At 60.7% G+C, this 20,958-nt stretch carries 15 protein-coding genes and 1 pseudogene; 8 read left to right on the top strand and 8 right to left on the bottom strand.

Annotation, left to right across the window (positions count from 1 at the left end; translation table 11 throughout):
* Positions 1 to 58: 58 nt before the first annotated feature.
* From CLU93_RS09980 to CLU93_RS09950, 7 genes and pseudogenes are all read right to left on the bottom strand, one after another.
* Positions 59 to 142 (bottom strand): annotated as a pseudogene (locus CLU93_RS09980) (PEP-CTERM sorting domain-containing protein); the annotation flags it as partial.
* 11 nt (positions 143 to 153) lie between these two features.
* Positions 154 to 1,473 (bottom strand): sensor histidine kinase, encoded by a 1,320-nt coding sequence (locus tag CLU93_RS09975; RefSeq protein WP_099760941.1) that lies wholly within the window; start codon positions 1,471 to 1,473, stop codon positions 154 to 156.
* Complete coding sequence (locus tag CLU93_RS09970) at positions 1,473 to 2,825, bottom strand: sigma-54-dependent transcriptional regulator (protein WP_099760940.1); 1,353 nt, start codon at positions 2,823 to 2,825, stop codon at positions 1,473 to 1,475. The genes CLU93_RS09975 and CLU93_RS09970 overlap by 1 nt, the downstream gene beginning before the upstream one ends.
* A gap of 28 nt (positions 2,826 to 2,853) precedes the next feature.
* Entirely contained in the window at positions 2,854 to 4,092 is a 1,239-nt protein-coding gene (locus tag CLU93_RS09965) for an ABC transporter permease (RefSeq protein ID WP_099760939.1), read from the bottom strand.
* A 37-nt stretch (positions 4,093 to 4,129) separates the two neighbouring features.
* On the bottom strand, positions 4,130 to 5,452 hold the full coding sequence (locus tag CLU93_RS09960; RefSeq protein ID WP_099760938.1) for an ABC transporter permease: 1,323 nt from the start codon (positions 5,450 to 5,452) through the stop codon (positions 4,130 to 4,132).
* 9 nt (positions 5,453 to 5,461) lie between these two features.
* On the bottom strand, positions 5,462 to 6,178 hold the full coding sequence (locus tag CLU93_RS09955) for an ABC transporter ATP-binding protein (RefSeq protein WP_099760937.1): 717 nt from the start codon (positions 6,176 to 6,178) through the stop codon (positions 5,462 to 5,464).
* A 34-nt stretch (positions 6,179 to 6,212) separates the two neighbouring features.
* Positions 6,213 to 7,478 carry an efflux RND transporter periplasmic adaptor subunit gene (locus CLU93_RS09950; RefSeq protein WP_099760936.1) on the bottom strand — a complete coding sequence of 422 codons (1,266 nt, stop codon included), beginning with the start codon at positions 7,476 to 7,478 and terminating at the stop codon, positions 6,213 to 6,215.
* Between the two features lie 157 nt (positions 7,479 to 7,635).
* Here CLU93_RS09950 and CLU93_RS09945 point away from each other — a divergent pair, with 157 nt between their 5' ends.
* Positions 7,636 to 9,309: a MutS-related protein gene (locus CLU93_RS09945; RefSeq protein ID WP_257224922.1), complete on the top strand. Its 1,674-nt coding sequence runs from the start codon at positions 7,636 to 7,638 to the stop codon at positions 9,307 to 9,309.
* Between the two features lie 9 nt (positions 9,310 to 9,318).
* Here the strand turns inward: CLU93_RS09945 and CLU93_RS09940 are convergent, their stop codons facing one another.
* Positions 9,319 to 11,244: a phosphoethanolamine transferase gene (locus CLU93_RS09940; protein WP_143451728.1), complete on the bottom strand. Its 1,926-nt coding sequence runs from the start codon at positions 11,242 to 11,244 to the stop codon at positions 9,319 to 9,321.
* Between the two features lie 433 nt (positions 11,245 to 11,677).
* Between CLU93_RS09940 and rpsL the strand changes: the two genes are divergently transcribed.
* The 7 genes from rpsL to CLU93_RS09905 all read left to right on the top strand — a co-directional run bounded on the left by rpsL (position 11,678) and on the right by CLU93_RS09905 (position 20,908).
* Positions 11,678 to 12,061, top strand: a complete 384-nt coding sequence (gene rpsL / locus CLU93_RS09935) for a 30S ribosomal protein S12 (protein WP_010394376.1) — start codon at positions 11,678 to 11,680, stop codon at positions 12,059 to 12,061.
* A gap of 152 nt (positions 12,062 to 12,213) precedes the next feature.
* Positions 12,214 to 12,684, top strand: a complete 471-nt coding sequence (rpsG, locus tag CLU93_RS09930) for a 30S ribosomal protein S7 (protein WP_065310159.1) — start codon at positions 12,214 to 12,216, stop codon at positions 12,682 to 12,684.
* A gap of 108 nt (positions 12,685 to 12,792) precedes the next feature.
* Complete coding sequence (gene fusA, locus CLU93_RS09925; protein ID WP_099760934.1) at positions 12,793 to 14,898, top strand: elongation factor G; 2,106 nt, start codon at positions 12,793 to 12,795, stop codon at positions 14,896 to 14,898.
* A 72-nt stretch (positions 14,899 to 14,970) separates the two neighbouring features.
* Complete coding sequence (tuf, locus tag CLU93_RS09920) at positions 14,971 to 16,161, top strand: elongation factor Tu (RefSeq protein ID WP_096233366.1); 1,191 nt, start codon at positions 14,971 to 14,973, stop codon at positions 16,159 to 16,161.
* 179 nt (positions 16,162 to 16,340) lie between these two features.
* Positions 16,341 to 16,658, top strand: coding sequence for a 30S ribosomal protein S10 (gene rpsJ / locus CLU93_RS09915; protein ID WP_010394389.1), 318 nt, complete (start codon positions 16,341 to 16,343; stop codon positions 16,656 to 16,658).
* Between the two features lie 496 nt (positions 16,659 to 17,154).
* A complete protein-coding gene (locus tag CLU93_RS09910; RefSeq protein WP_257224921.1) occupies positions 17,155 to 19,917 on the top strand; it encodes a TonB-dependent receptor plug domain-containing protein in 2,763 nt (920 codons plus the stop codon).
* Positions 19,918 to 20,062: 145 nt separating this feature from the next.
* A complete protein-coding gene (locus CLU93_RS09905) occupies positions 20,063 to 20,908 on the top strand; it encodes a DUF817 domain-containing protein (RefSeq protein ID WP_096233421.1) in 846 nt (281 codons plus the stop codon).
* Positions 20,909 to 20,958: the final 50 nt, after the last annotated feature.

Below are 20,958 nucleotides of genomic sequence, written 5' to 3'. Positions count from 1 at the left end.
GCGTCAGTGTAGCAGCCGACTGAAAAAAAGACGCTGCAGCGTCTTTTGGGAGGGGAGCTCAAGATTGCTTGCGGCGCCGCGCCAGGAAGCCGAGTATGCCCAGGCCGGCCAGCAGCATGGCATACGTTTCCGGCTCGGCAACCGGAACCAGGTTCAAAAGGGAAGAATCAATGTCACCGCCAGTCCGCCGCCTTCGCGGTTGGCCAGGGTGATGCGTCCGCCATGCGCTTCGGCGATCTCGCGCGCCAGTGCCAGGCCCAGTCCCGTACCGCTGCGTTTGGTAGAGTAAAACGGCACCAGCGCATTTTCCAGCACGGCGCCATTCATGCCCGGCCCCCGGTCGCGCACTTCGATGCGCAGCTGCCCATGCGCCTGGCTGACGTGCAGGCCGATATGCTGGAGCTTGGAGCCGGACTCCAGCGCATTCTTGAGCAGGTTCAGCAGCGCCTGCTGCATTTGCGCCGCATCGAACACGGCCGCCTGCGCCGGCGGCGGGCCGTCGAGCGTGAAGGCCGCTTGCGAAGCCAGGCTGTCGAGGAAGGGTTGCCACTCGCATGGCGCCAGGCGCGGCGCGGGCAGCTTGGCAAAGCGCGCATAGCCGAGGATGAAGGTTTCCAGGTGACGCGTGCGCTCTTCGATGGTGGCGAGGATTTGCGGCAGGCGTTCGGTCTGGCCGCGGCGTACCAGCTCGGCGCCGGAATGGGCCAGCGAGGCCAGTGGCGCCAGTGAGTTGTTGAGCTCATGGCTGATGACGCGGATGACCTTTTTCCAGGTTTGCACTTCCTGGCGCCGCAGTTCCAGCGTCAGCTGGCGCAGCAGCAGCAGTTCATGCTTGCGCCCGTTCAGGCTGAAGCTGCGCCGCGCCAGGTGGTATACCTCTTCCTGCTCGCCCTCGCCGCTGGTAAACAAGCCGTCGTTGCGGCGCGCCAGCGCCTCGGCCAGGGCCGGCGCGGCCTCGCGCACGATGTCGGCCAGGTGGCGTCCTTCGAGCCGGCGGCCGTGGTGCAGCAACTGGCGCGCGGCCAGGTTGGCGTAGACGATGGCGCTACCCTCGGCCACCAGCAGCATGGCCACCGGCGTGTTTTGCACCATGGTGTCGAGCAGCAGTTCGCGCTGCACCAGGTCCAGGCGCTGCTTGCGCAGCACGTCGCCCAGCGCATTGTGGGCCGCCACCAGGTCGGCCAGTTCATCGTTCTGCGGCCAGCGCAAGCTGAAGCCGAAGTCGCCGTCCTGGTAGCTGGCGACCGTACCGCTCAAGGCGCGAAACAGCGACAGCATCGCTTGCAGCTGCGCGCGGATGGTAATGACGGCCACCGGCAGCACGCATAGCAGGGTGCCGGCCAGCACCAGCAGCGGCTGATCTGGCAAAAAATGCGCGAGCAGCAGGGCGATGACGATGCCCAGCACCAGCAAGGTAACGATCAGCGCCGTCCAGCGCGTGAGCAGGGAGAGGCGCATGGGACGGTAGGCCATCAGCCGCGCGCGATGCCCAGGCGTTCCATGCGCCGGTACAGCGCCTGGCGCGACAGCCCCAGTTCCTGCGCCGCCTGCGCCACCACGCCGTGTGCGCGCGTGAGCGCCGCGGTGACGCTGTCGCGGTCCGGCTCCGTCGCGGCGCCATCCTGCGGTGCGCGCGGCGACGCGACATCCGCCAGCGGCAAGCCCGTTTCCTGCGCACCGATCACCGGGCCGGCCGTCAGCAGGCTGGCGCGCTGCATCACATTTTTCAGTTCGCGCACATTGCCCGGCCAGCCGTGCGCCAGCAGGGTCGCCTGCGCCTGCGCGTCCAGGGTTTTTTCGCTGCCCAGGAAATGCCGCGCCAGTACCAGGATGTCCAGCGGGCGCTGCGCCAGCGGCGGCAGGCGCAGTTCGATCACGTTCAGGCGGTAGAACAGGTCTTCGCGAAACGTGCCGGCCTTGATCATCGCCGGCAGGTCGGCGTTGCTGGCGCTGATGACGCGCACTTTCACTTGCCGCTCGCGGTTCGAGCCGAGGCGCTCGAAGCGTCCCGTTTCCAGTACGCGCAGCAGTTTCATTTGTCCGGCCAGCGGCAGGTTGCCGATTTCGTCGAGGAACAGGGTGCCGCCGTCGGCCGCGTCGAACTTGCCGTCGCGCGCGCGCGTGATGCCGGTATAGGCACCCGCCTCGGCGCCGAACAGTTCCGCTTCGATCAGCTCGACCGGCACGGCGCCGCAATTGAGCACGATGAAGGGGCCGCTGGCGACCTGCGAATTGGCTTGCACGATGGCGGCGATGCGTTCCTTGCCGCTGCCGTTCGGCCCCGAAATGAGCACGGGCACGTCGGCGCGCGCCACCTGGCACGCCAGGTGCACCACTCTTTCGGTGGCCGGGTCTTGCCACACCATGCCGCGCAAATCGAAGTCGTGTTCCAGCGCGTGGCGCTGGCGCCGCTCGGCCACCACGCGCTGGCGCAGCGCGCGGTTGGCCTGCCCCAGTTCCAGCAGGTTTTGCACGGAAGCGATCAGGCGCCGGTCATCCCATGGCTTGGCCAGGTAGTCGGCTGCGCCGGACTTGATCAGGTCGACGGCCGCGTCGAGCTGGGTCCATGCCGTCAGCAGGATCACGGGCAGGTCAGGGTAGCGCGCGCGGATGGCGTGGAACAGCGCGCTGCCTTCTTCGCCCGAGGTGGTGTCGGCCGTGAAGTTCATGTCCTGCACCACCAGGTCGATGGCGTGGCGCTCGAGCAGGTGCAGGCCCTCCTCGGGCGAGGCGGCGCGCACGGCGTCGATCTCGTGCAGGGAGAACAGCACGTCGAGCGCGATGGCCACGGCGGCATTGTCGTCAATAATCAGTACGGTAGGCATGCGCGCAGCATATCACTCAGGTGCCGGCTCAGGTACTGCGGGTGGCCGTGGCTGGCGAAATGCTGGCTGCGCGCCATGCCGGGCCGTACACCGCGCCCAGGCCCAGCAGCCAGAAGACGGCCGCGCCACCCAGCAGGTAGGGCAGAGGCAGGCGCGCCATTTCCAGCTGGCTCACCAGCAGCTGGTTCAAGCCCAGGGCCAGCAGTACGCCGGCAGCCACGCCGACGCTGGTGATCATGAAATTTTCGGTCAGGAAGTAGCGCAGGATGTCGACGCGGCGCGCGCCCAGGGCGCGCCGCACGCCGATCTGCTTGCGCCGCTGCGTCACCCACAGGCTGGCGATGCCGACGATGCCGCTGGCCGTCACCAGCAGCAGCAGGGTCGAGACGGTGATCAGCATCCATGACAGGCCGCGGTCGGCCCGGTAGCGTTCCTGGCGGTGCTGCTCCAGTGTGTCGATACGCACCAGGATGCGATCCGTGGTGGAGGTGCGGATCGCCTGGGCCGCCTCCTGCATCAGGCGGTCGCGCTGGCCCGGTTCGGCGCGCACGGCATACATCAGCGAATCGCGCCCACCCGTCAGGCGCGCCGGTAGCAGGGCCGAATATTCGCCTCTGGGCTTGACCTGGGCACCCTGGGTCTGCAGCCGTTCGACGATGCCGACCACGCGCAGTTCCGGGTCGTTATCGCCGGTGCCCTTGTACAATGTCTTGCCAACAAAACTGGTCTCGCCGGGCCAGATTTTCTGCGCCGCCAGGCGCGTCAGGATCAGCACCTTGGGATAGGTGTCCTCGACATCGTCGTCGATCTCTGGCACCTCGTCGGGCCGGAAGTCGCGTCCTTCGACCAGTTGCAAGCCATAGGTCTTCAACAGTGAATCGGGGCTAAAGTAGGTTGACACTTCGGCGCTGGGCGTGGCCTGGCCGCGCTTGGCCGACACGCTGGTGATGTTGCCGGAACGTGACAGCACGGCCTGTGATGTTTGCGCCACCGACATCGCGCCCGGCAAAGCGCGCAGCAGGGCAGCCTGGCGTTTCTGTTCGGCCAGCTGGCGCTGGTGGCCACCGCGGTCCATGTTCTGCACATTGACATAGAAAATATCGTTTTCAGCGGCCACGCCGGTGGGCCGCGCGGCCACGGCCTGGCGCACGTTGACGATATACAGGGCGTTGGCCAGGATGGCCAGGCTGATGGCCACTTGCACGGCCACCAGGATGGCGCCGGTTTTGCTGCGCATCAGCGCCGACAGGATGGGACGGATTTCCATGCTGGACCTCATAGTGGGTAAGTGTGTGTGATCGGCTTCATTGGGACTTGAGCTGAATCGCCGGCGTGACCTGGCAGGCGCGCCAGGTGGGCAGCAGGCCGGCCAGCAGGGCGGCGGCAACCGACATGGCAAACGTCAGCAACAGCATCGGTAAGTCCATGTGCGCCACGGTGCCCAGCTCTTCCGATTGCTGGCTGACCACGGCCAGCGCGCCAAACGCCAGCAGCAGGCCCAATACGCCGCCGGCCAGGCCGATCACGCCCGTCTCGATCAGGAACTGGCGGAAGATGTCGCGCCGTGTGGCGCCCAGTGCGCGGCGGATGCCCACTTCGGAGGCGCGCACCGAAAACTTCGCCAGCAGCAGGCCGATGGTGTTGACCAGGCACAGCAGCAGGAAACCAAAGGCCAGCCAGGCAGCCAGCCGGTTGTCGTTGTCGACTACCTGCAGGTAAGCCATCCACTCTTTCAGGTCGTACAGGTGGTTAGGTGCGTTGCGCATCATGCGTCCCAGCTTGCGCTGCTCGCCTGCGTAGGCGTCCAGGTATTGCTGCAGCTGGCCACGCTCGCTGCTGCTGGCCATCTCGAACCAGAACTGCAGCCAGGTGCAGCCTGACGCCAGCATGCCCTGGTAGCCGGGCGCGACATTGTCGCCGTTGCAGCTCATGCCGCCATCGTGCACGGTCTCGTGGCGGATCGCGCTGGCAAACGGAATGAAGAATTCGTCCTCCGGGCCGAACGCTCCCTTGCTGCCGATAATGTGATGCGCGCGCGGCACCACCTCCCAGGTCTTCAGCACGCCCGTCACCATGTAGGGGCGACCCAGCACCGTCACGCGCTGGCCTACCGGATTGCTGGTCCCCACCAGTTTTTCGGCCAGGGCGCGACTGAGCACGATCACGTCGGCGCCGCTGGCGTCATCGGCTTCGCTCCATGGCTGGCCATGCAAAAAAGGTGGTTCGAACATGGTGAAGAAGTCGCGCGTGGGCGCCATGCCCTGGGCGAAGAAGGAACCGATATCCTTGCGCGCCGGTTCTACCTGGCCGGCCACGCCATACATCACGGTGCGGCGCACGCCCATTTTGCTGCGCATGAAGTTCTGCGCATCGATATAGCTCATCTGCATCTGTGAAAAGCCCGGTTTTTCGCCGGGTACATAGCCTTTCACGGGCAGGATGTCGATCAACGGCACGAACAGGCGGTCGCTCTTGTGCGGCAGCGGATCGCCCGACATGGCGTGCAGGATGGTGACGGTGGATACGCTGGCGGCGACGCCGACGGCAAGGGTCAGTATCATCAATGCGGTCAGGGCGCGGTTGCGGCGCAGGCTGCGCAGGCCCAGTGTGAAATAGTAGCGGAACATGTTCTCTCCTTACGCGGTCACGGGGTGCTGCGGCCTGGCCGACAACGTGGCACTGTGTTGCACCAGGTCCGACACCTGGCCGTCGATGATGTGCACATTGCGCTGGCTGCGCAGCGCCAGTTCCGGATCATGCGTGACCATCAGGATGGTGGTGCCTTGCGCGTTGATGTCTTCCAGCAGTTCCATCACACCGCGCGCCATTTGCGTGTCCAGGTTGCCGGTCGGTTCATCGGCCAGCAGCAGCTTGGGCGAGCCGGCCAGCGCGCGCGCGATCGCCACGCGCTGCTGCTGGCCGCCCGACAGTTCGGCCGGATAGTGTTTCATGCGCGATGCCAGGCCCACCTTGGCCAGCGCTTCCTCGATGCGCTCCTTGCGTTCGGCGCGGTTGAAACCCCGGTAGCGCAGCGGCACGTCGACGTTGTCGAACAGCGACAGGTCGGGGATCAGATTAAAACCCTGGAAGATGAAGCCGAGTTTTTCATTGCGCAGGCGCGAGCGGGCATTGTCGTCCATGCCCCTGACGTTGACGCCGTCGAGGATGTATTCGCCGTCGGTGAATTCTTCCAGCAGGCCGGCGATGTTCAGAAAGCTCGTCTTGCCCGAGCCGGACGGTCCCGTGACGGTGACGAATTCACCTTGTTGCACATGGATGTCGAAGCCGCGCAGCGCGTGGGTTTCGATCATGTGGGTACGGTAGACTTTGCTCAGGTTTTGCATGCGCAGCATGGAGGGGCCTCTTGTAGAGTGAAATGAAGGAGATTCAGTTGAGCGAGACGCGCGCGGCGTTCGCGAAGTTTTCCGTGCCGGCGACGACCACCTTGTCGCCCAGTTTCAAGCCATCGCGGATTTCCACTGCCGTGACGCTGGTCGCGCCCAGTTTGATCGGCGTGCGCATCGCCACGCCGTCGCGCACGACGTAGGCGAAACGGCCGCCTTCGGCTTCGACGAAGGAGCCGCGCGCCAGCATCAGCACATTCGGTTTTTCATCGATCAGCAGGCGTGCCGTGACGCGCTGGTTCTGGCGCAGGCCAGCTGGCTGCTGGCCATCGAAACGCACGCGCGCCAGTACCTGGTTTTTGACCACTTCGGGCGACAGCGCCGACAGTTTCCCTGTCGCCTTGATGGCGCCCGTTTCGATTTCCGCGCGCATGCCCAGGCCCATGTCGGCCACATACGTTTCCGGCACTTCCAGCTCCACTTCCAGCTGCGACAGGTCGACCAGGGTCATCAGGGCGGTATTGGCTTGCACCACGCTGCGGTTGGCGACCGACAGGGTGCCGATGAAGCCGTTGACGGGGGCGCGCACGGTCAGTTCGTCGACCCGGCGCTGGGCGTTGTCACGGCTCAGGCGCTGGCGTTCCAGTTCATTCGCCTTGGTTTTCAAGGCCAGGGTCACGTCTTCGCTTTCCAGGCCTGCCGCCTGCGAAGCGTGCTTGCTGCGGATGTCGGCAGAATTCAAGGCATCCTTGGCCTTCTGGTAATCGATCTTGGCGATGATGCCCACCTGCGCCACGCTTTCATAGCGTTCCAGCGTACGCTGCGCGGACAGGCGTTCGATTTCCGCCGTATCGGCTTCGCGCCGCGCCAGCAGCTTCTGTTTTTTTGCCAGGATCTGCTGGCGCGCTACCTCGGCTTCCAGTTGCTGCACGCTCGATTGCTCGCGCTTCAAGGCGTCGGACAGGTCAGGCGATTCCAGCACGGCCAGGATGTCGCCCTTTTTCACCGTGTCGCCGGCCTTGGCCTTCAGGGTTACGGTCGCTACCGTGGTCGAGTACAGGGTGGGACTGATGGCGGCCACCACGCGGCCATTCACGGCGGCGTCGCGAATCAGGGTGCCGCGCGTGACCTCGGCGATGCGCAGGCGGCTGCTGTTGACGGAATGCTCGCTGTTGCGCCAGCCGGCAACGGCAGCGATGGCGCCGCCGATGACGATGACGGCGCCGGCCAGCAGCAGGGCACGTTGCTTGTGGCGCTGGCCCGGTGGGGCGGACAGCACGGCGTCTTGGGAGGAAGTATCGCGAATCATGGTCAGGTCTCGTGGAGAATGATTTTTCCAATGCACGATCCGTGCCAGTTATCAAGTCGTTGATTTGAATCGGAAAATTTTTTGGCGTCCGGCTGTCCGCCGTGTCCGCGCTGTCCAGGCGGTGTCCGCGTGCGCGGCAGTGTCGCGGCGTGTGCGCATGAATATTGATATTCTGGCAATCGACCTGATCTGCGGCCCATGCAGTGATGGCGTGCGGCGCCATGCTGGTCCTCTACTTTGGAGCATGATGTCGCCTTCGCCCTCCCTTTTTGCCCGCCTGCGTCCCTGGCTGCGCCAGTTTGCCAGCCTGCCTGAACCGGCGGAATTCGATTACCCGTTTGCCCGCAGCGACATTGCCGTGTTGCAGCAGGTCGAAGCTGGCCCGGTCCAGCTCGATGAACAGACCTGGGATGAAATGCTGCTGGACGCCTACCATGCGCAACTGGCCACGCAGACCAGCATTCTTGGCCAACAGCGATTGCATCAGCGCCTGGCCAGCGGCATGGCGGGCGCCGCCTCGCGGGCGCGTATCGCGGCCTTGCTGGCCGCGCCGGCACAGCTGGCGGTGATCGAGCAAGCCATGCTGCCGCTGCGCACGGCAGACAGGGAAGTGGCAGCGCTGCTGTGCGGCGCTGCGCCGCCAGCACCACCGTGGTGGAGCCGCTGGCTGCTGCTGCCGACCCTGGCGCTGTTGGTGTCGCTGCTGGCCGCGTGGCTGTTTGCGCCGCTGGCATGGGCCGTCGCGGTGCCCGTCTGGCTCTCGCTGATGGCGTTGCAGATGCGTTTTTACGAGCGTTGCAAACCGTGGGAGCGCAGCGTCTTTACCTTGCAGCAGATACTGCTGGTGCATGGCCGCCTGGGCGCGCTCGATATGGCGTTCACGGTGGACCTGCGCGAAGGTGGGCGGGCTGCCGGCGTGATCAACCGCCAGATCACGCCGGTACGCTGGATCAAGATGATTCCTGTGCTGAGCGAATATGATGACTGGCTCATGCTGGGCAATATCCGGCGCTACTTTCACAGCCTGCGCGTGGTGCGGCGCGAACGCGCCTTCTTGCGCCAGAGTTTCCTGCTGCTGGCCGACCTGGAGGCGGACCTGGCTCTGGCGCGCCACCTGCGCGGTCGCGCACAGTTTTGCTGGGCGCAGCAAGCCGATGCGCGGCAGTTGTCGCTCGATGCCATGGTGCATCCGCTGCTGGACGGCGCCATGCCGCTGTCGCTGCAGCTCGATGGTCGCGGCGCCTTCATCTCGGGCCTGAATGCCATCGGCAAGAGTACCTTGCTGCGCGCCGTGGGCCTCAATCTGATCAGTGCGCGCGCCTTCGGCTTTTGCTATGCGCAGACGGCCCGGGTACCCATGCTGCCCCTGTATTCGAGCATGCAGAATGAAGATTCGTTCGATGGTGGCGAAAGTCTCTATATCGCCGAATTGCGGCGCGCGCGCGAATTGCTGGCGCTGGCCGAAGCGGGGGTGCCGGCCTTGTTCCTGATCGACGAGATTTTCCGCGGCACCAACCACCTCGAATCGGTGGCGGCCGCGGCCGCCGTGCTGCATTCCCTGGCCGCGCGCCACCTGGTGATCGTCTCGTCGCACAACCTGGTGCTGGGGCCGCTGCTGGAAGACTGCCTGGCACCGTGGTGCGTGTGCCGCGATGAGGCCGGCGCGCTGCTGCTGGCGCCCGGCGTGCTGCAAGCAACAAATGGCATCGCCCTGCTGGCGCAGCGCGATTTCGACGCCGGCATCGCGGACAAGGCGGGCCGCGTCTTCGACTGGCTCAGCACGCACATGGCGCAGCCGGCCGATTGCGGCGGCGTGCTCGAACGGGCCTGATGGCCGCCCTTACTTGTCCTGTTTTTCCGGCGTGCTCTTGTCGATCACTTCGCGGCAATCGCCACGGATGATGGCGTTGTCGTAGTTGGTCCAGCCGTAGCTATCGACGTAGCGCTTGTGCTGCTTGAAGCGGGCGCTGGCGATGCTCCATTCGGGCTGTTCGCCGGCAAAGCGGATGTCGCCCAGGTCGAGCAGCGTGTGGAACATGTTTTCCGTCGACAGGCGCGCCTTCTGATGGCGCTGCAGCTGCGTCACCTTGTCCGGATAGTGCTGCTGGAATTGCGGCGAATACCAGACGAAGGCGGGCACGTGAAATTCGAATTGCGTGTTGTGGCCATGGAAGGCCAGGCGGCAGGTGCCGTCGTACAGGGTCTGGCCATGGTCGGCCACGTAGACGAGCGAGCTGCGCAGGGCGGTGCGCTGGCCATCGTCCTTCAGCATGCCGATCACGTTCGACAGGAACCAGTCCGTGTACAGGATGGAACTGTCGTAGCTGTTGTTAAGCTGCGGCTTGATGGCCGTGTCCGTGTAGACGGGCTTGTTGACGCCGAACAGCGATGGCTGCCACTTGTCGAATTGCTTCGGATAGCGCTGGCTGTAGTTCCAGTGGCTGCCCAGCGTGTGCAGCACGATGAGTTTTTTCGGCGCCGGATCGGCCAGCGCGTTCTTGAACGGGTCGAACAGGATCTGGTCGAAGTTCGAATTGTTGGTAAAGCCGCCCAGGTTTAAAAATTGCACCACGTCCGCTTCCTTGGCAAACACGGACACGGGCGTATCGAACTGGCCGAACGAGATCTGGTTCGACAGCCAGTAAGTCTTGAAGCCCGCTTCCTTGTAGGCGGTGAGGAAGGATTTTTCCGAGAAGCCATCCTTGAGGCTTTGCGTGGCCGGCTTGCGCGAGATGATGACGGGCACGGACAGGCGCGTGGCGGACACGGCCGTGATGACGTCGGCCAGCGGCACCAGGTTGCGCTCCTGTTTCAGCAGGGGATTGGTGTCGCGTTCGTAGCCATTCAGGCTCCAGCGGTCGTAGCGCGACGATTCGCCGATCACCATGACCACCACTTCCGGATGGGCATCGGGCTGTTGCTGGTGCGCGCCGAAACGGAAGTTGCTGCTTTTCTGTCCCAGCTCGGCCAGGTACTTGCGTTCCTTGTAGAAATCGAAGCCGCGCGCGGCCAGGCCGAATGGCCAGGAATTGCTGATGGTGTCGAAGGCGTAGGGCAGGCGTGCCCAGTGGGGCAGGCTGGGCCAGCCCAAGCCCGTTTCGTCGGCGCCGGCGACGCTGGCATTCTCCGGCTTGCTGCTTTCCTCGTCTTCCTCGGCCGTGTCGTCTTCGGCCGAGCTGGCGTCGCCGAAGCCGGAGGCGCCCGCCTTGCCGCTGGCCGCCGGATGGCTGGCCTTGGCCGATGCTGGCGCGCCATGCAGAACCTTGGCCTCGAAACCGAATTCGTAGCCATACCACCAGAAACCGCCCAGCAGTGTCAGCAGCACGAAGGCGGCCAGGCGCGTCTTGCCGCGCCAGTCGAGGTCGCGCGTGCGCGTGGCGGCATACCAAGCCAGACCGCACCAGGCGATCACGCCCAGCATGACGGCGCCCATCAGCCACACTTTTTGCCCGAGGAATTCCATCGCTTCCTTGGGGCTGGTTTCGAAGATGATGCCCAGGTGGTGCGTGGAAATGCCCTGGCCATAGAAGATGAATAGGTAGATTTCCGTCGGCAGGGCCAGGAAGGCGGGCACCAGCAGCCAGTGGAACCAGGCGGGGCGCTTGAACACGCTCCAGACAGCCAGCCAGGCCAGCAGCTCGAAGGTGAGCATCTGCCAGGGATGCTCGGGCGCACGCCCCAGCAGCGCGGGGACGAAGGGCACGGCCGTCAGCAAGGCATACGTCAGGAGCAGGAACAGAGTGGCAGGGCGAAGCAAGAAGCGCATAAGGGAGGGCGGGAGGGCAGCGAAAAATGTCCGCTATTATCAATCCTTTTGTTGTCTTGCGGTCGTACAAGAATGCGCGTGCCAGATGCTTGGTTGCAGAGAAAGAGTGCCAAATCATCAAGCACCACAAGGTGCCGGCGTCTGCGCACCGCAGCCAAAGATTAGTCAAAATGCCACAAAAACGCCTCTTTTTTGCCTTTTTTTATAGCAAAAAGCGGTAAACTGATTGACCCCCTGTAACACAAGGTCTAAACTAGCGAGTTCTCGATTTTATTCTGCTCATCGTTTACGCATTACTTGGCATTTCATGGCCGCTCCTTAACGAGTGGCTGCGGGCGCCTCCGGTGCGCAGTAGATGAAAGTGGGACGAGGTTTTAGTCGCCGGGCATCTTGCCCGGGTTATTAATCGTAGTTTTTTGTTGGATTTATAACGATGCCAACCATCAATCAATTGATTCGCAATCCACGCGTCGCTTTGACCGTGAAGAGCAAATCGCCGGCGCTGGAAAACAGCCCGCAAAAACGTGGCGTTTGCACACGTGTTTACACCACGACTCCAAAGAAGCCTAACTCGGCTCTGCGTAAAGTCGCTAAAGTTCGCCTGACCAATGGTTTCGAAGTCATTTCGTACATTGGCGGTGAAGGCCATAACCTGCAAGAGCATAGTGTTGTGCTGTTGCGCGGCGGTCGCGTCAAGGATTTGCCGGGTGTGCGTTACCACATGGTTCGCGGTGCTCTGGATACCCAAGGCGTTAAAGACCGTAAGCAATCGCGTTCGAAGTACGGTACCAAGCGCGCTAAAGCAGGCAAGAAGTAATAAGTTGTACGCAGCAAACCCAAGTTTCGCTCAGTGGCAACTAGCTAAGTGAATGTAGTCGACCGCATCTGGTCGAGTAAGTGGAAGACTATGATGGTCGTCCGCGAGTGTGCGAAGAACGCGCGCTCAACTGAAGATTGAAAGGAATTGATATGCCACGTCGTCGTGAAGTACCCAAGCGCGAAATTTTGCCAGATCCAAAATTCGGCAACACTGATGTCGCTAAATTTGTAAACGTGCTGATGCTGTCCGGTAAGAAATCGGTTGCAGAAAACATCATCTACGGTGCTTTCGAGCACATCGCAGCAAAATCGGGCAAAGATCCGCTCGAAGTTTTTGTTACCGCAATCAACAACGCCAAGCCGCTGGTTGAGGTGAAATCCCGTCGCGTCGGTGGTGCAAACTACCAGGTGCCGGTCGAAGTTCGCCCAGTCCGTCGTATGGCTCTGTCCATGCGTTGGTTGCGTGAAGCTGCTAACAAGCGCAGCGAAAAATCGATGCCACAACGCCTCGGCGGTGAGCTGATGGAAGCGGCTGAAAGCCGTGGCGGCGCGATGAAAAAACGCGACGAAGTCCATCGTATGGCTGAAGCGAACAAAGCGTTCTCGCATTTCCGCTTCTAATATAAAGCCAGCTACCGCAAGGCGGCTGTCAAGCATCTGTTGTTCGAGGCCGGGCTCATTTTTGCAAAAAAATGCTGCTCGGTTTTGTCCATTCATTTAGGATTAATTATGGCCCGCAAGACCCCCATTGAGCGCTACCGCAATATCGGTATCTCCGCTCACATCGATGCAGGTAAGACGACCACCACCGAGCGCGTCCTGTTCTACACGGGCGTGAACCACAAGCTGGGCGAAGTCCATGATGGCGCTGCCACCACCGACTGGATGGCGCAAGAGCAAGAGCGCGGCATCACGATTACCTCGGCTGCTGTTACGTGCTTCTGGAAGGGCATGGCAAACAATTTCCCTCCGCATCACATCAACATCATCGACACCCCAGGCCACGTTGACTTCACCATTGAAGTAGAACGTTCGATGCGCGTGTTGGATGGCGCCTGCATGGTTTACTGTGCAGTCGGCGGCGTGCAGCCACAATCGGAAACGGTTTGGCGCCAGGCTAACAAATACAAAGTGCCACGTCTGGCCTTCGTGAACAAGATGGACCGTACCGGCGCCAACTTCTTCAAGGTCTACGATCAGATGCGTTCGCGTCTGAAGGCCAACCCAGTGCCAATTCAGATGCCTATCGGCGCTGAAGACCTCTTTACCGGTGTTATCGATCTGGTCAAGATGAAAGCGGTCATCTGGGATGACGCTTCGCAAGGCATGAAGTTTGAATACGGCGAAATTCCAGCGAATCTGGCGGCTGAAGCTGCCAAGTGGCGCGAAAACATGGTTGAGGCCGCTGCTGAAGCGTCCGAAGAACTGATGAACAAGTACCTGGAAGAAGGCGACCTGACGGAAGCCGAGATCAAGGCTGCTCTGCGTCAGCGTACCATCGCCAGCGAAATCGTTCCAATGCTGTGCGGTACCGCCTTTAAAAACAAGGGCGTACAAGCCATGTTGGACGCGGTCATCGAGTACCTGCCATCGCCAATCGACATTCCACCTGTCCCAGGTCTGGACGAGGACGAGCAGCCAGTTGAACGTGCTGCTGACGACAATGAGAAATTCTCGGCATTGGCGTTCAAGATCGCAACCGATCCGTTCGTCGGTCAGTTGTGCTTCATCCGCTGCTATTCGGGCACGTTGAATTCGGGCGATTCGGTCCTGAACTCCGTGAAGCAGAAGCGTGAGCGTATTGGCCGTATCGTACAGATGCAAGCCAATGAGCGCGAAGAAATCAAGGAAATGCGCGCTGGCGACATCGCTGCCGTCGTGGGTCTGAAAGACACCACCACTGGCGATACGCTTTGCGACGAAAAGGCAAGCGTCGTTCTGGAGCGCATGGTCTTCCCTGAGCCGGTGATTTCGCAGGCAGTCGAGCCAAAAACCAAGGCCGACCAGGAAAAAATGGGCCTGGCGCTGAACCGCCTGGCAGCAGAAGATCCATCGTTCCGCGTGCGTACCGATGAAGAATCGGGCCAGACCATCATCGCCGGTATGGGCGAGTTGCATCTGGACATCATCGTTGACCGCATGAAGCGCGAATTCAACGTTGAAGCGACCGTCGGCAAGCCACAAGTGGCTTACCGCGAAACGATCCGTAAAGTGTGCGAAGAGTCGGAAGGCAAATTCGTCAAGCAATCGGGTGGTCGTGGTCAATACGGTCACGTGGTTCTGAAGATCGAACCGCAAGAACCGGGCAAGGGTTTCGAATTCGTTGACGCGATCAAGGGCGGTACCGTTCCTCGCGAATACATCCCTGCAGTTGAAAAAGGTGTGCGCGACACGCTGACTTCGGGCGTGATGGCTGGTTATCCAGTTGTTGACGTGAAAGTCACGCTGTTCTTCGGTTCGTACCATGATGTTGACTCGAACGAAAATGCATTCCGCATGGCCGCTTCGATGGCATTCAAAGATGGCTGCCGCAAAGCATCGCCTGTCATCCTGGAGCCGATGATGGCCGTGGAAGTGGAAACGCCGGAAGACTACGCCGGTACCGTGATGGGCGATCTGTCGTCGCGTCGCGGTATGGTGCAAGGCATGGATGAAATTGCTGGTGGTGGCGGCAAGATCATCAAGGCCGAAGTGCCTCTGTCGGAAATGTTCGGTTACGCCACATCGTTGCGTTCGTCGACCCAAGGTCGTGCGACTTACACGATGGAATTCAAGCACTATGCTGAAGCACCTAAGCATGTGACTGAAGCGATCGTAAGCTCGAAAGCTAAGTAATAGAAGTTCCGGGCCGGCTTTCACGAGAATGCCGGTCCCTACATTTAAATCATTGTTCTAAGGAAGAATAAAATGGCAAAAGGTAAATTCGAACGGACCAAGCCGCACGTCAACGTCGGCACCATCGGCCACGTCGACCACGGTAAAACCACGCTGACCGCTGCAATCGCAACGGTTCTGTCGAAGAAATTCGGCGGCGAAGCTAAAGCATACGACCAGATCGATGCAGCACCAGAAGAAAAAGCGCGCGGTATCACGATTAACACCGCTCACGTCGAGTACGAAACGGCAGCGCGTCACTACGCGCACGTTGACTGCCCAGGCCACGCCGATTACATCAAAAACATGATTACCGGTGCCGCGCAGATGGACGGCGCGATCCTGGTATGCTCCGCAGCTGACGGCCCAATGCCACAGACCCGCGAACACATCCTGCTGGCCCGCCAAGTTGGCGTTCCATACATCATCGTGTTCCTGAACAAGTGCGACCTGGTCGACGACGCAGAGCTGCTGGAACTGGTTGAAATGGAAGTGCGCGAGCTGTTGTCGAAGTATGAGTTCCCTGGCGACGACGTGCCTATCATCAAAGGTTCGGCACGTATGGCGCTGGAAGGCAAAGAAGGCGAAATGGGCGTGGATGCAGTGCTGCGTCTGGCCGATGCCCTCGATTCGTACATCCCAACGCCAGAGCGCGCTGTTGACGGTGCTTTCCTGATGCCAGTGGAAGACGTGTTCTCGATCTCGGGTCGCGGTACCGTTGTGACCGGTCGTATCGAGCGCGGCATTGTTAAAGTCGGCGAAGAGATCGAAATCGTTGGTATTATCGATACCGTCAAAACGACTTGCACCGGCGTGGAAATGTTCCGCAAACTGCTGGACCAAGGTCAAGCAGGCGACAACGTTGGTCTGCTGCTGCGCGGCACCAAGCGTGAAGACGTGCAACGTGGTCAAGTTCTGGCCAAGCCAGGCTCGATCAAGCCGCATGCGCACTTCACCGGCGAGATCTATGTTCTGTCGAAAGACGAAGGCGGCCGTCATACGCCATTCTTCAACAACTATCGTCCACAGTTCTACTTCCGCACAACGGACGTGACTGGTTCGATCGAGTTGCCAGCAGACAAAGAAATGGTTATGCCAGGCGATAACGTGTCGATCACCGTCAAGCTGATCAACCCGATCGCGATGGAAGAAGGCCTGCGCTTCGCTATCCGCGAAGGCGGTCGTACCGTCGGCGCTGGTGTTGTTGCAAAAATCCTGGCTTAATTCTTAAGCCTGCATAAAAGAAGACGCGTCGTCGCCCGGCGCCCTTCTTTTTATTCAACTGGCGGGGTTGGCAAGCATTTTGGTGCTATCATGTCGACCCTGACGGTTGTTGCGTCAGAAATTCCCGTATGACCTCATTGCCGTGCAGACTGCGCGGTTCGTTCTTTTAAGGAAATATCATGTCGGCACCAAACCAAAAAATCCGTATCCGCCTGAAGGCTTTCGATTACAAACTGATCGACCAGTCCGCTCTGGAAATCGTTGAAACCGCGAAGCGCACCGGCGCTGTCGTCAAAGGCCCAGTACCACTGCCTACCCGTATTCAGCGTTTCGATGTGCTGCGTTCCCCGCACGTCAACAAAACTTCGCGCGATCAGTTCGAGATCCGTACGCACCAACGCCTGATGGACATCGTTGACCCAACGGACAAAACCGTTGACGCGCTGATGAAGCTGGACCTGCCAGCTGGTGTTGATGTCGAAATCAAACTGCAATAAGAGTTTCAAGGGCGGCTGACAATACCGTAGCACCAGGTATTGACAGCTGTTCCAGGCCGGCGGGGTGTCCCGCTGCCTGATGATGGGGCCGGGCCTGCTCACAAGCGTGAGTGCGCCCGGCCCCATTGCTATTGGCCCGCAGTATTGTGTTTACGCCGTACATCTTTCACTCTCCCGTTCTCTTTCTCCGCTTTACTTTCTTTTTCTCTCGTTATCCAAACTGGCGGAGCAGGCCGGCACAGGCCAAATTGATCCCGGAAAACAACAAGTTGGCGGATAAAGTCGGATTAAAACAACAATTGTTAATTTTCCCCTTCCTTGCGTGGCCTCAATGTGAGAAATTTGTAATATACGGCGGGAATGTATGACTTTTTTACAAAAACGGTCAACAAGACGTATCGATTTACAAAACGAAAATAATATTTGAGGAGTAGTCTTGAAAAGTACGGTAAATAACAATACACCACGGTTGAAGAAAAGCACGCTTGCAATTGCATTGACATTAGCCTTCTCTCAATACGCCACAGCACAAACAACTGCCGAGCCTGTAGAAAAACTGCAGCGCGTCGAAGTCACCGGTAGTAGTATCAAGCGTACCGAAGCTGAAACAGCCGGCTCGCTGCAGGTTCTGACCCGCGACGACATCGAGCGCACCGGCCAGACCACGGCGCTGGGCATCCTGAATTCCTCCGCCGCCATCAGCACCTCGATCGACTCGGCAAGCTCCAGCTCCGGCAGCTTTGCTACGGGCTCCTCGGGCGTGGGCATGCGTGGCCTGGGCAAGGTCGCTACCCTGGTGCTGGTCAATGGCCGCCGCATTGCACAATACGGCCTCGCCGATGGCGCACAACAAAACTTCACCAACCTGGACGCGATCCCGGCTGCCGCCATCGAGCGCATCGAGATCCTGAAAGACGGCGCTTCGGCAATCTACGGTTCCGACGCCATCGCTGGCGTAATCAACATCATCCTGCTGAAAAACTTTGAAGGCGCCAAGATCACCGGCAACTACAAGGAAACCGACGGTTTCAAAGACCAGCGCAGCCGCAATGTTTCCGGCATCATCGGTTACGGCGATATCGACAAGGATGGTTTCAACACCTACCTGACGTACGAAGCCTACAAAAACGATGGTTACACCGCTGACGACCTGCGCAGCCACTATCCGGACTGGCACCGCCAGACCCCGCTTCGTTCGACCTGGGACGCCCCAAGCTCGTTTTCGCCAACCGGCAATTACTTCCTGAACAGCACGAACATCGTTGCTGCGCCCGGCTGCCCGGCCGACAAGATCGATGCCAAGGACAAGCTGTGCAAGATGGATGTCTTGCCCTACACCGGCCTGACGACCAATGCCAAGCGCTATGCGCTGGCCAGCAACACGCACTTCCGTATCGGCAAGAGCATCGATGCCAACTTCGAGATCACCAATGCCGGCGCCAGCAACGACTACATCGTCGCGCCGTTCAACGTCAGCAATGGTAGCGCCACCACGTCGTCGAGCACCTGGTACGATGCGATCAACGGCAAGATGGTCGGTCCATACTTCTATCCAAAATTGCCAGTTGGCCACGCCAACAACCCTTACGGCGTACCGGTGGAATACCGTGCCCGCATGATGGACACCGGCAACGGCTTCAACTTCAACCGCACCGAGTCCGACCAGACGCGCGTCATGCTGAGCCTGAACGGCGATATCGGCAATTTCGACTGGAAATCCGCAGTCGGTTACATGAACTCGAAAGCCACCAAGGCCACCCGTGCCGTGAGCGCCACCGGCTACAACAATGCCATCGTCAACGGCACTTACAAGTTCGGCCAGCAAAACGATACCGCGCTGCTGGAATCGATGTTCCCTGTACGTACCACCAAGGGCGAGTCGAAAATCACCTTCGTCGACGCAACCGTGTCCGGTGAAGTGGCGCAACTGCCTGCCGGTCCTTTGAACGTGGCATTCGGTACCGATATCCGCCGCGAAAAGTATGAGATGGCCAGCTCGGACAACGTGCTGCGTGGTGACCTGGTCGGCATCGCCGGCCTGCAGGTCAAGGACACCATGGATCACTACGCGCTGTTCGCGGAAGCGACCATTCCGGTGGTCAAGCGTGTGGAAGTGAGCGCCGCGGTACGTGCCGACAAGTCCACCAACAGCGACGTGCACTTCTCGCCGAAGCTGGGCTTGCGCGTCAACGCAACCGATACCCTGTTGCTGCGTGCCACGGCCGCTGGCGGCTTCCGCGCGCCTAACATCGTTGAAACCGGTAACGGTCTGGGCCGCAGCTCGTTTGCCACTAAAATCAGCGATCCACGCCGCTGCGCCACCGCCAGTGCCTTGAACAAGCTGGTGCAGAGCAATCCAGCAGTCACCAGCGCTGACAAGGCGCAGGGCAACACCTTCCAGAATAGCGATTGCTCGGGCGGCGTACCGACTTTCGTGTCGGCGAACAAGGACTTGAAACCGGAAACCTCGCGTTCGGTCACCGCTGGTTTCGTTTTCGAACCGGTCAAGAACTGGACCGTGGCACTGGACTACTACCATATCGAACGCAAGGACGAAATCGGCACCCGTGCCGTGGCTGACATCCTGCGCGGCGAAGCTGGTCTGCCAGCCGGACAGCTGGTGCGTGTCGATAACTCGGCTTCCGATGCGCAATTCCTGGCACTGGTGAAAAAATACGCACCGAACAATACGACCAACTTCGGTGGCGTTGGTGCGATCGGCCTGTTGTTCAACCCATACGTCAACAGCGGCAAGACCCGTGCTTCGGGCTTCGACTTTGATGCGGGTGGCCGTTTCAACACCAGTATCGGCCAGGTTCGCCTGAAACTGGAAGGTAGCTACCTGTGGAAGTATCAGGAGTTCAGCGTGACCGATAATGCTTATGCTGGCAACATGGCGGGTAACTGGGCCCTGGGTTCGCGTCTGAACACCAAGCTGCGCGCCAGCCTGAAGGCCGGCTCCTTCGACCACGGCATGACCCTGAACTATGCCAGCGGCTATAGCAACAACGACGATTCGTCGCCGACCTACTGCGCCACGAATGCAGTCTCTGCAGACAACATGGCAGCATGCTCGCGCGTCGGCAGCAATACGACGGTCGACTACAACCTGTCGTACAGCGGCATCAAGAACACGCGTCTGAGCCTGTACGTGGATAACATGTTCGACAAGGCAGCGCCAATTCAATGGCGTTCCGGCTATGCTGATACGTTCCAGATGCGTCGTATCGGCGTAACGGCCAGCTACACCTTCCTCTGATCATCGTCAGTTGATACCCCACCGCCCGGTGCCAATGCCGGGCGTGTCAAAAACCAGGCCTCGTGCCTGGTTTTTTTTTGCCCTGCCATCGATGCATGGGGGGATATCGCTTTACAGTGCTGAGGCTGGACGATAAAGTTGCCGCATGCTCAATGCCCTCGATACCCACCTGTTAAATGCGACTCCACGTCTGCGCTTGCGCGGCTGGCCGCGCTTCCTGACCGAATTCCTGTATTTCGGCATCAAGGAGGCGAGGGCGTGCCTGTTCGTCGGGCTGTTTTTTGCTGCCGTGTTCCTGGTGCCGCGCGCCGGCCTGTTCGGTCTGCCGCGCTATGACGTGCTGCTGCTGGTCGCGCTGGCGATCCAGGTTGCCATGGTATGGAGCGGGCTGGAAACGTGGGATGAGTTGAAAGCCATCTGCCTGTTTCATGCGGTCGGCTTCGCGCTGGAAGTGTTCAAGGTCTCGGGGACGATCCAGTCCTGGAGCTATCCCGACTTCGCCTATACCAAGGTGTTCGGCGTGCCCCTGTTTTCCGGCTTCATGTATGCGGCCGTCGGCAGCTATATCATCCAGACCTGGCGCCTGCTCGACATGCGGATCCGCCACCATCCGCCGTACTGGATGGCGGTGCTGATCGCGCTGCTCATCTACGCCAACTTCTTCACCCATCACTACATCGGCGACTACCGCTGGTATCTGGCCGCCTGTGCGCTGGGCTTGTACGCGCGCACCAGCGTGGTGTTCCGTCCGCTCGACCGCGACCGCAGCATGCCCTTGCTGCTCGGTTTTGTGCTGGTCGGCTTCTTTATCTGGCTGGCCGAAAACATCAGCACTTTCTGGGGCGTGTGGCGTTATCCGAACCAGCTTGGCGCCTGGTCGGTGGTGCATGTCAGCAAATGGAGTTCATGGTCGCTGCTGGTGGTGATGACGTTCACTATCGTGGCCCACCTCAAGCACATCAAGGCCAGCATCCACGTCGCCCAGCCTTAGCTCGGGCGGCTTTTTGCCCGCGCACGACAAGGCGCGCGATTGACGCCGCT

Origin of the sequence: Janthinobacterium sp. 35, assembly GCF_002754575.1 — a bacterium.
Lineage (GTDB): Bacteria > Pseudomonadota > Gammaproteobacteria > Burkholderiales > Burkholderiaceae_D > Janthinobacterium > Janthinobacterium tructae.
The sequence above is the reverse complement of the archived record's forward strand: the minus strand, read 5'-3'. Positions and strand labels throughout refer to the sequence as shown.

Bases quoted from the DNA above. Each gene is read 5' to 3' on its own strand.
- rpsG (WP_065310159.1), top strand. From the start codon at position 12,214: ATGCCACGTCGTCGTGAAGTACCCAAGCGCGAAATTTTGCCAGATCCA.
- rpsL (WP_010394376.1), top strand. From the start codon at position 11,678: ATGCCAACCATCAATCAATTGATTCGCAATCCACGCGTCGCTTTGACC.
- CLU93_RS09950 (WP_099760936.1), bottom strand. From the start codon at position 7,478: ATGATTCGCGATACTTCCTCCCAAGACGCCGTGCTGTCCGCCCCACCG.
- CLU93_RS09970 (WP_099760940.1), bottom strand. From the start codon at position 2,825: ATGCCTACCGTACTGATTATTGACGACAATGCCGCCGTGGCCATCGCG.
- CLU93_RS09960 (WP_099760938.1), bottom strand. From the start codon at position 5,452: ATGTTCCGCTACTATTTCACACTGGGCCTGCGCAGCCTGCGCCGCAAC.
- CLU93_RS09945 (WP_257224922.1), top strand. From the start codon at position 7,636: ATGAATATTGATATTCTGGCAATCGACCTGATCTGCGGCCCATGCAGT.
- CLU93_RS09905 (WP_096233421.1), top strand. From the start codon at position 20,063: ATGCTCAATGCCCTCGATACCCACCTGTTAAATGCGACTCCACGTCTG.
- CLU93_RS09955 (WP_099760937.1), bottom strand. From the start codon at position 6,178: ATGCTGCGCATGCAAAACCTGAGCAAAGTCTACCGTACCCACATGATC.
- fusA (WP_099760934.1), top strand. From the start codon at position 12,793: ATGGCCCGCAAGACCCCCATTGAGCGCTACCGCAATATCGGTATCTCC.
- CLU93_RS09940 (WP_143451728.1), bottom strand. From the start codon at position 11,244: ATGCGCTTCTTGCTTCGCCCTGCCACTCTGTTCCTGCTCCTGACGTAT.
- CLU93_RS09975 (WP_099760941.1), bottom strand. From the start codon at position 1,473: ATGGCCTACCGTCCCATGCGCCTCTCCCTGCTCACGCGCTGGACGGCG.
- CLU93_RS09965 (WP_099760939.1), bottom strand. From the start codon at position 4,092: ATGGAAATCCGTCCCATCCTGTCGGCGCTGATGCGCAGCAAAACCGGC.
- tuf (WP_096233366.1), top strand. From the start codon at position 14,971: ATGGCAAAAGGTAAATTCGAACGGACCAAGCCGCACGTCAACGTCGGC.
- rpsJ (WP_010394389.1), top strand. From the start codon at position 16,341: ATGTCGGCACCAAACCAAAAAATCCGTATCCGCCTGAAGGCTTTCGAT.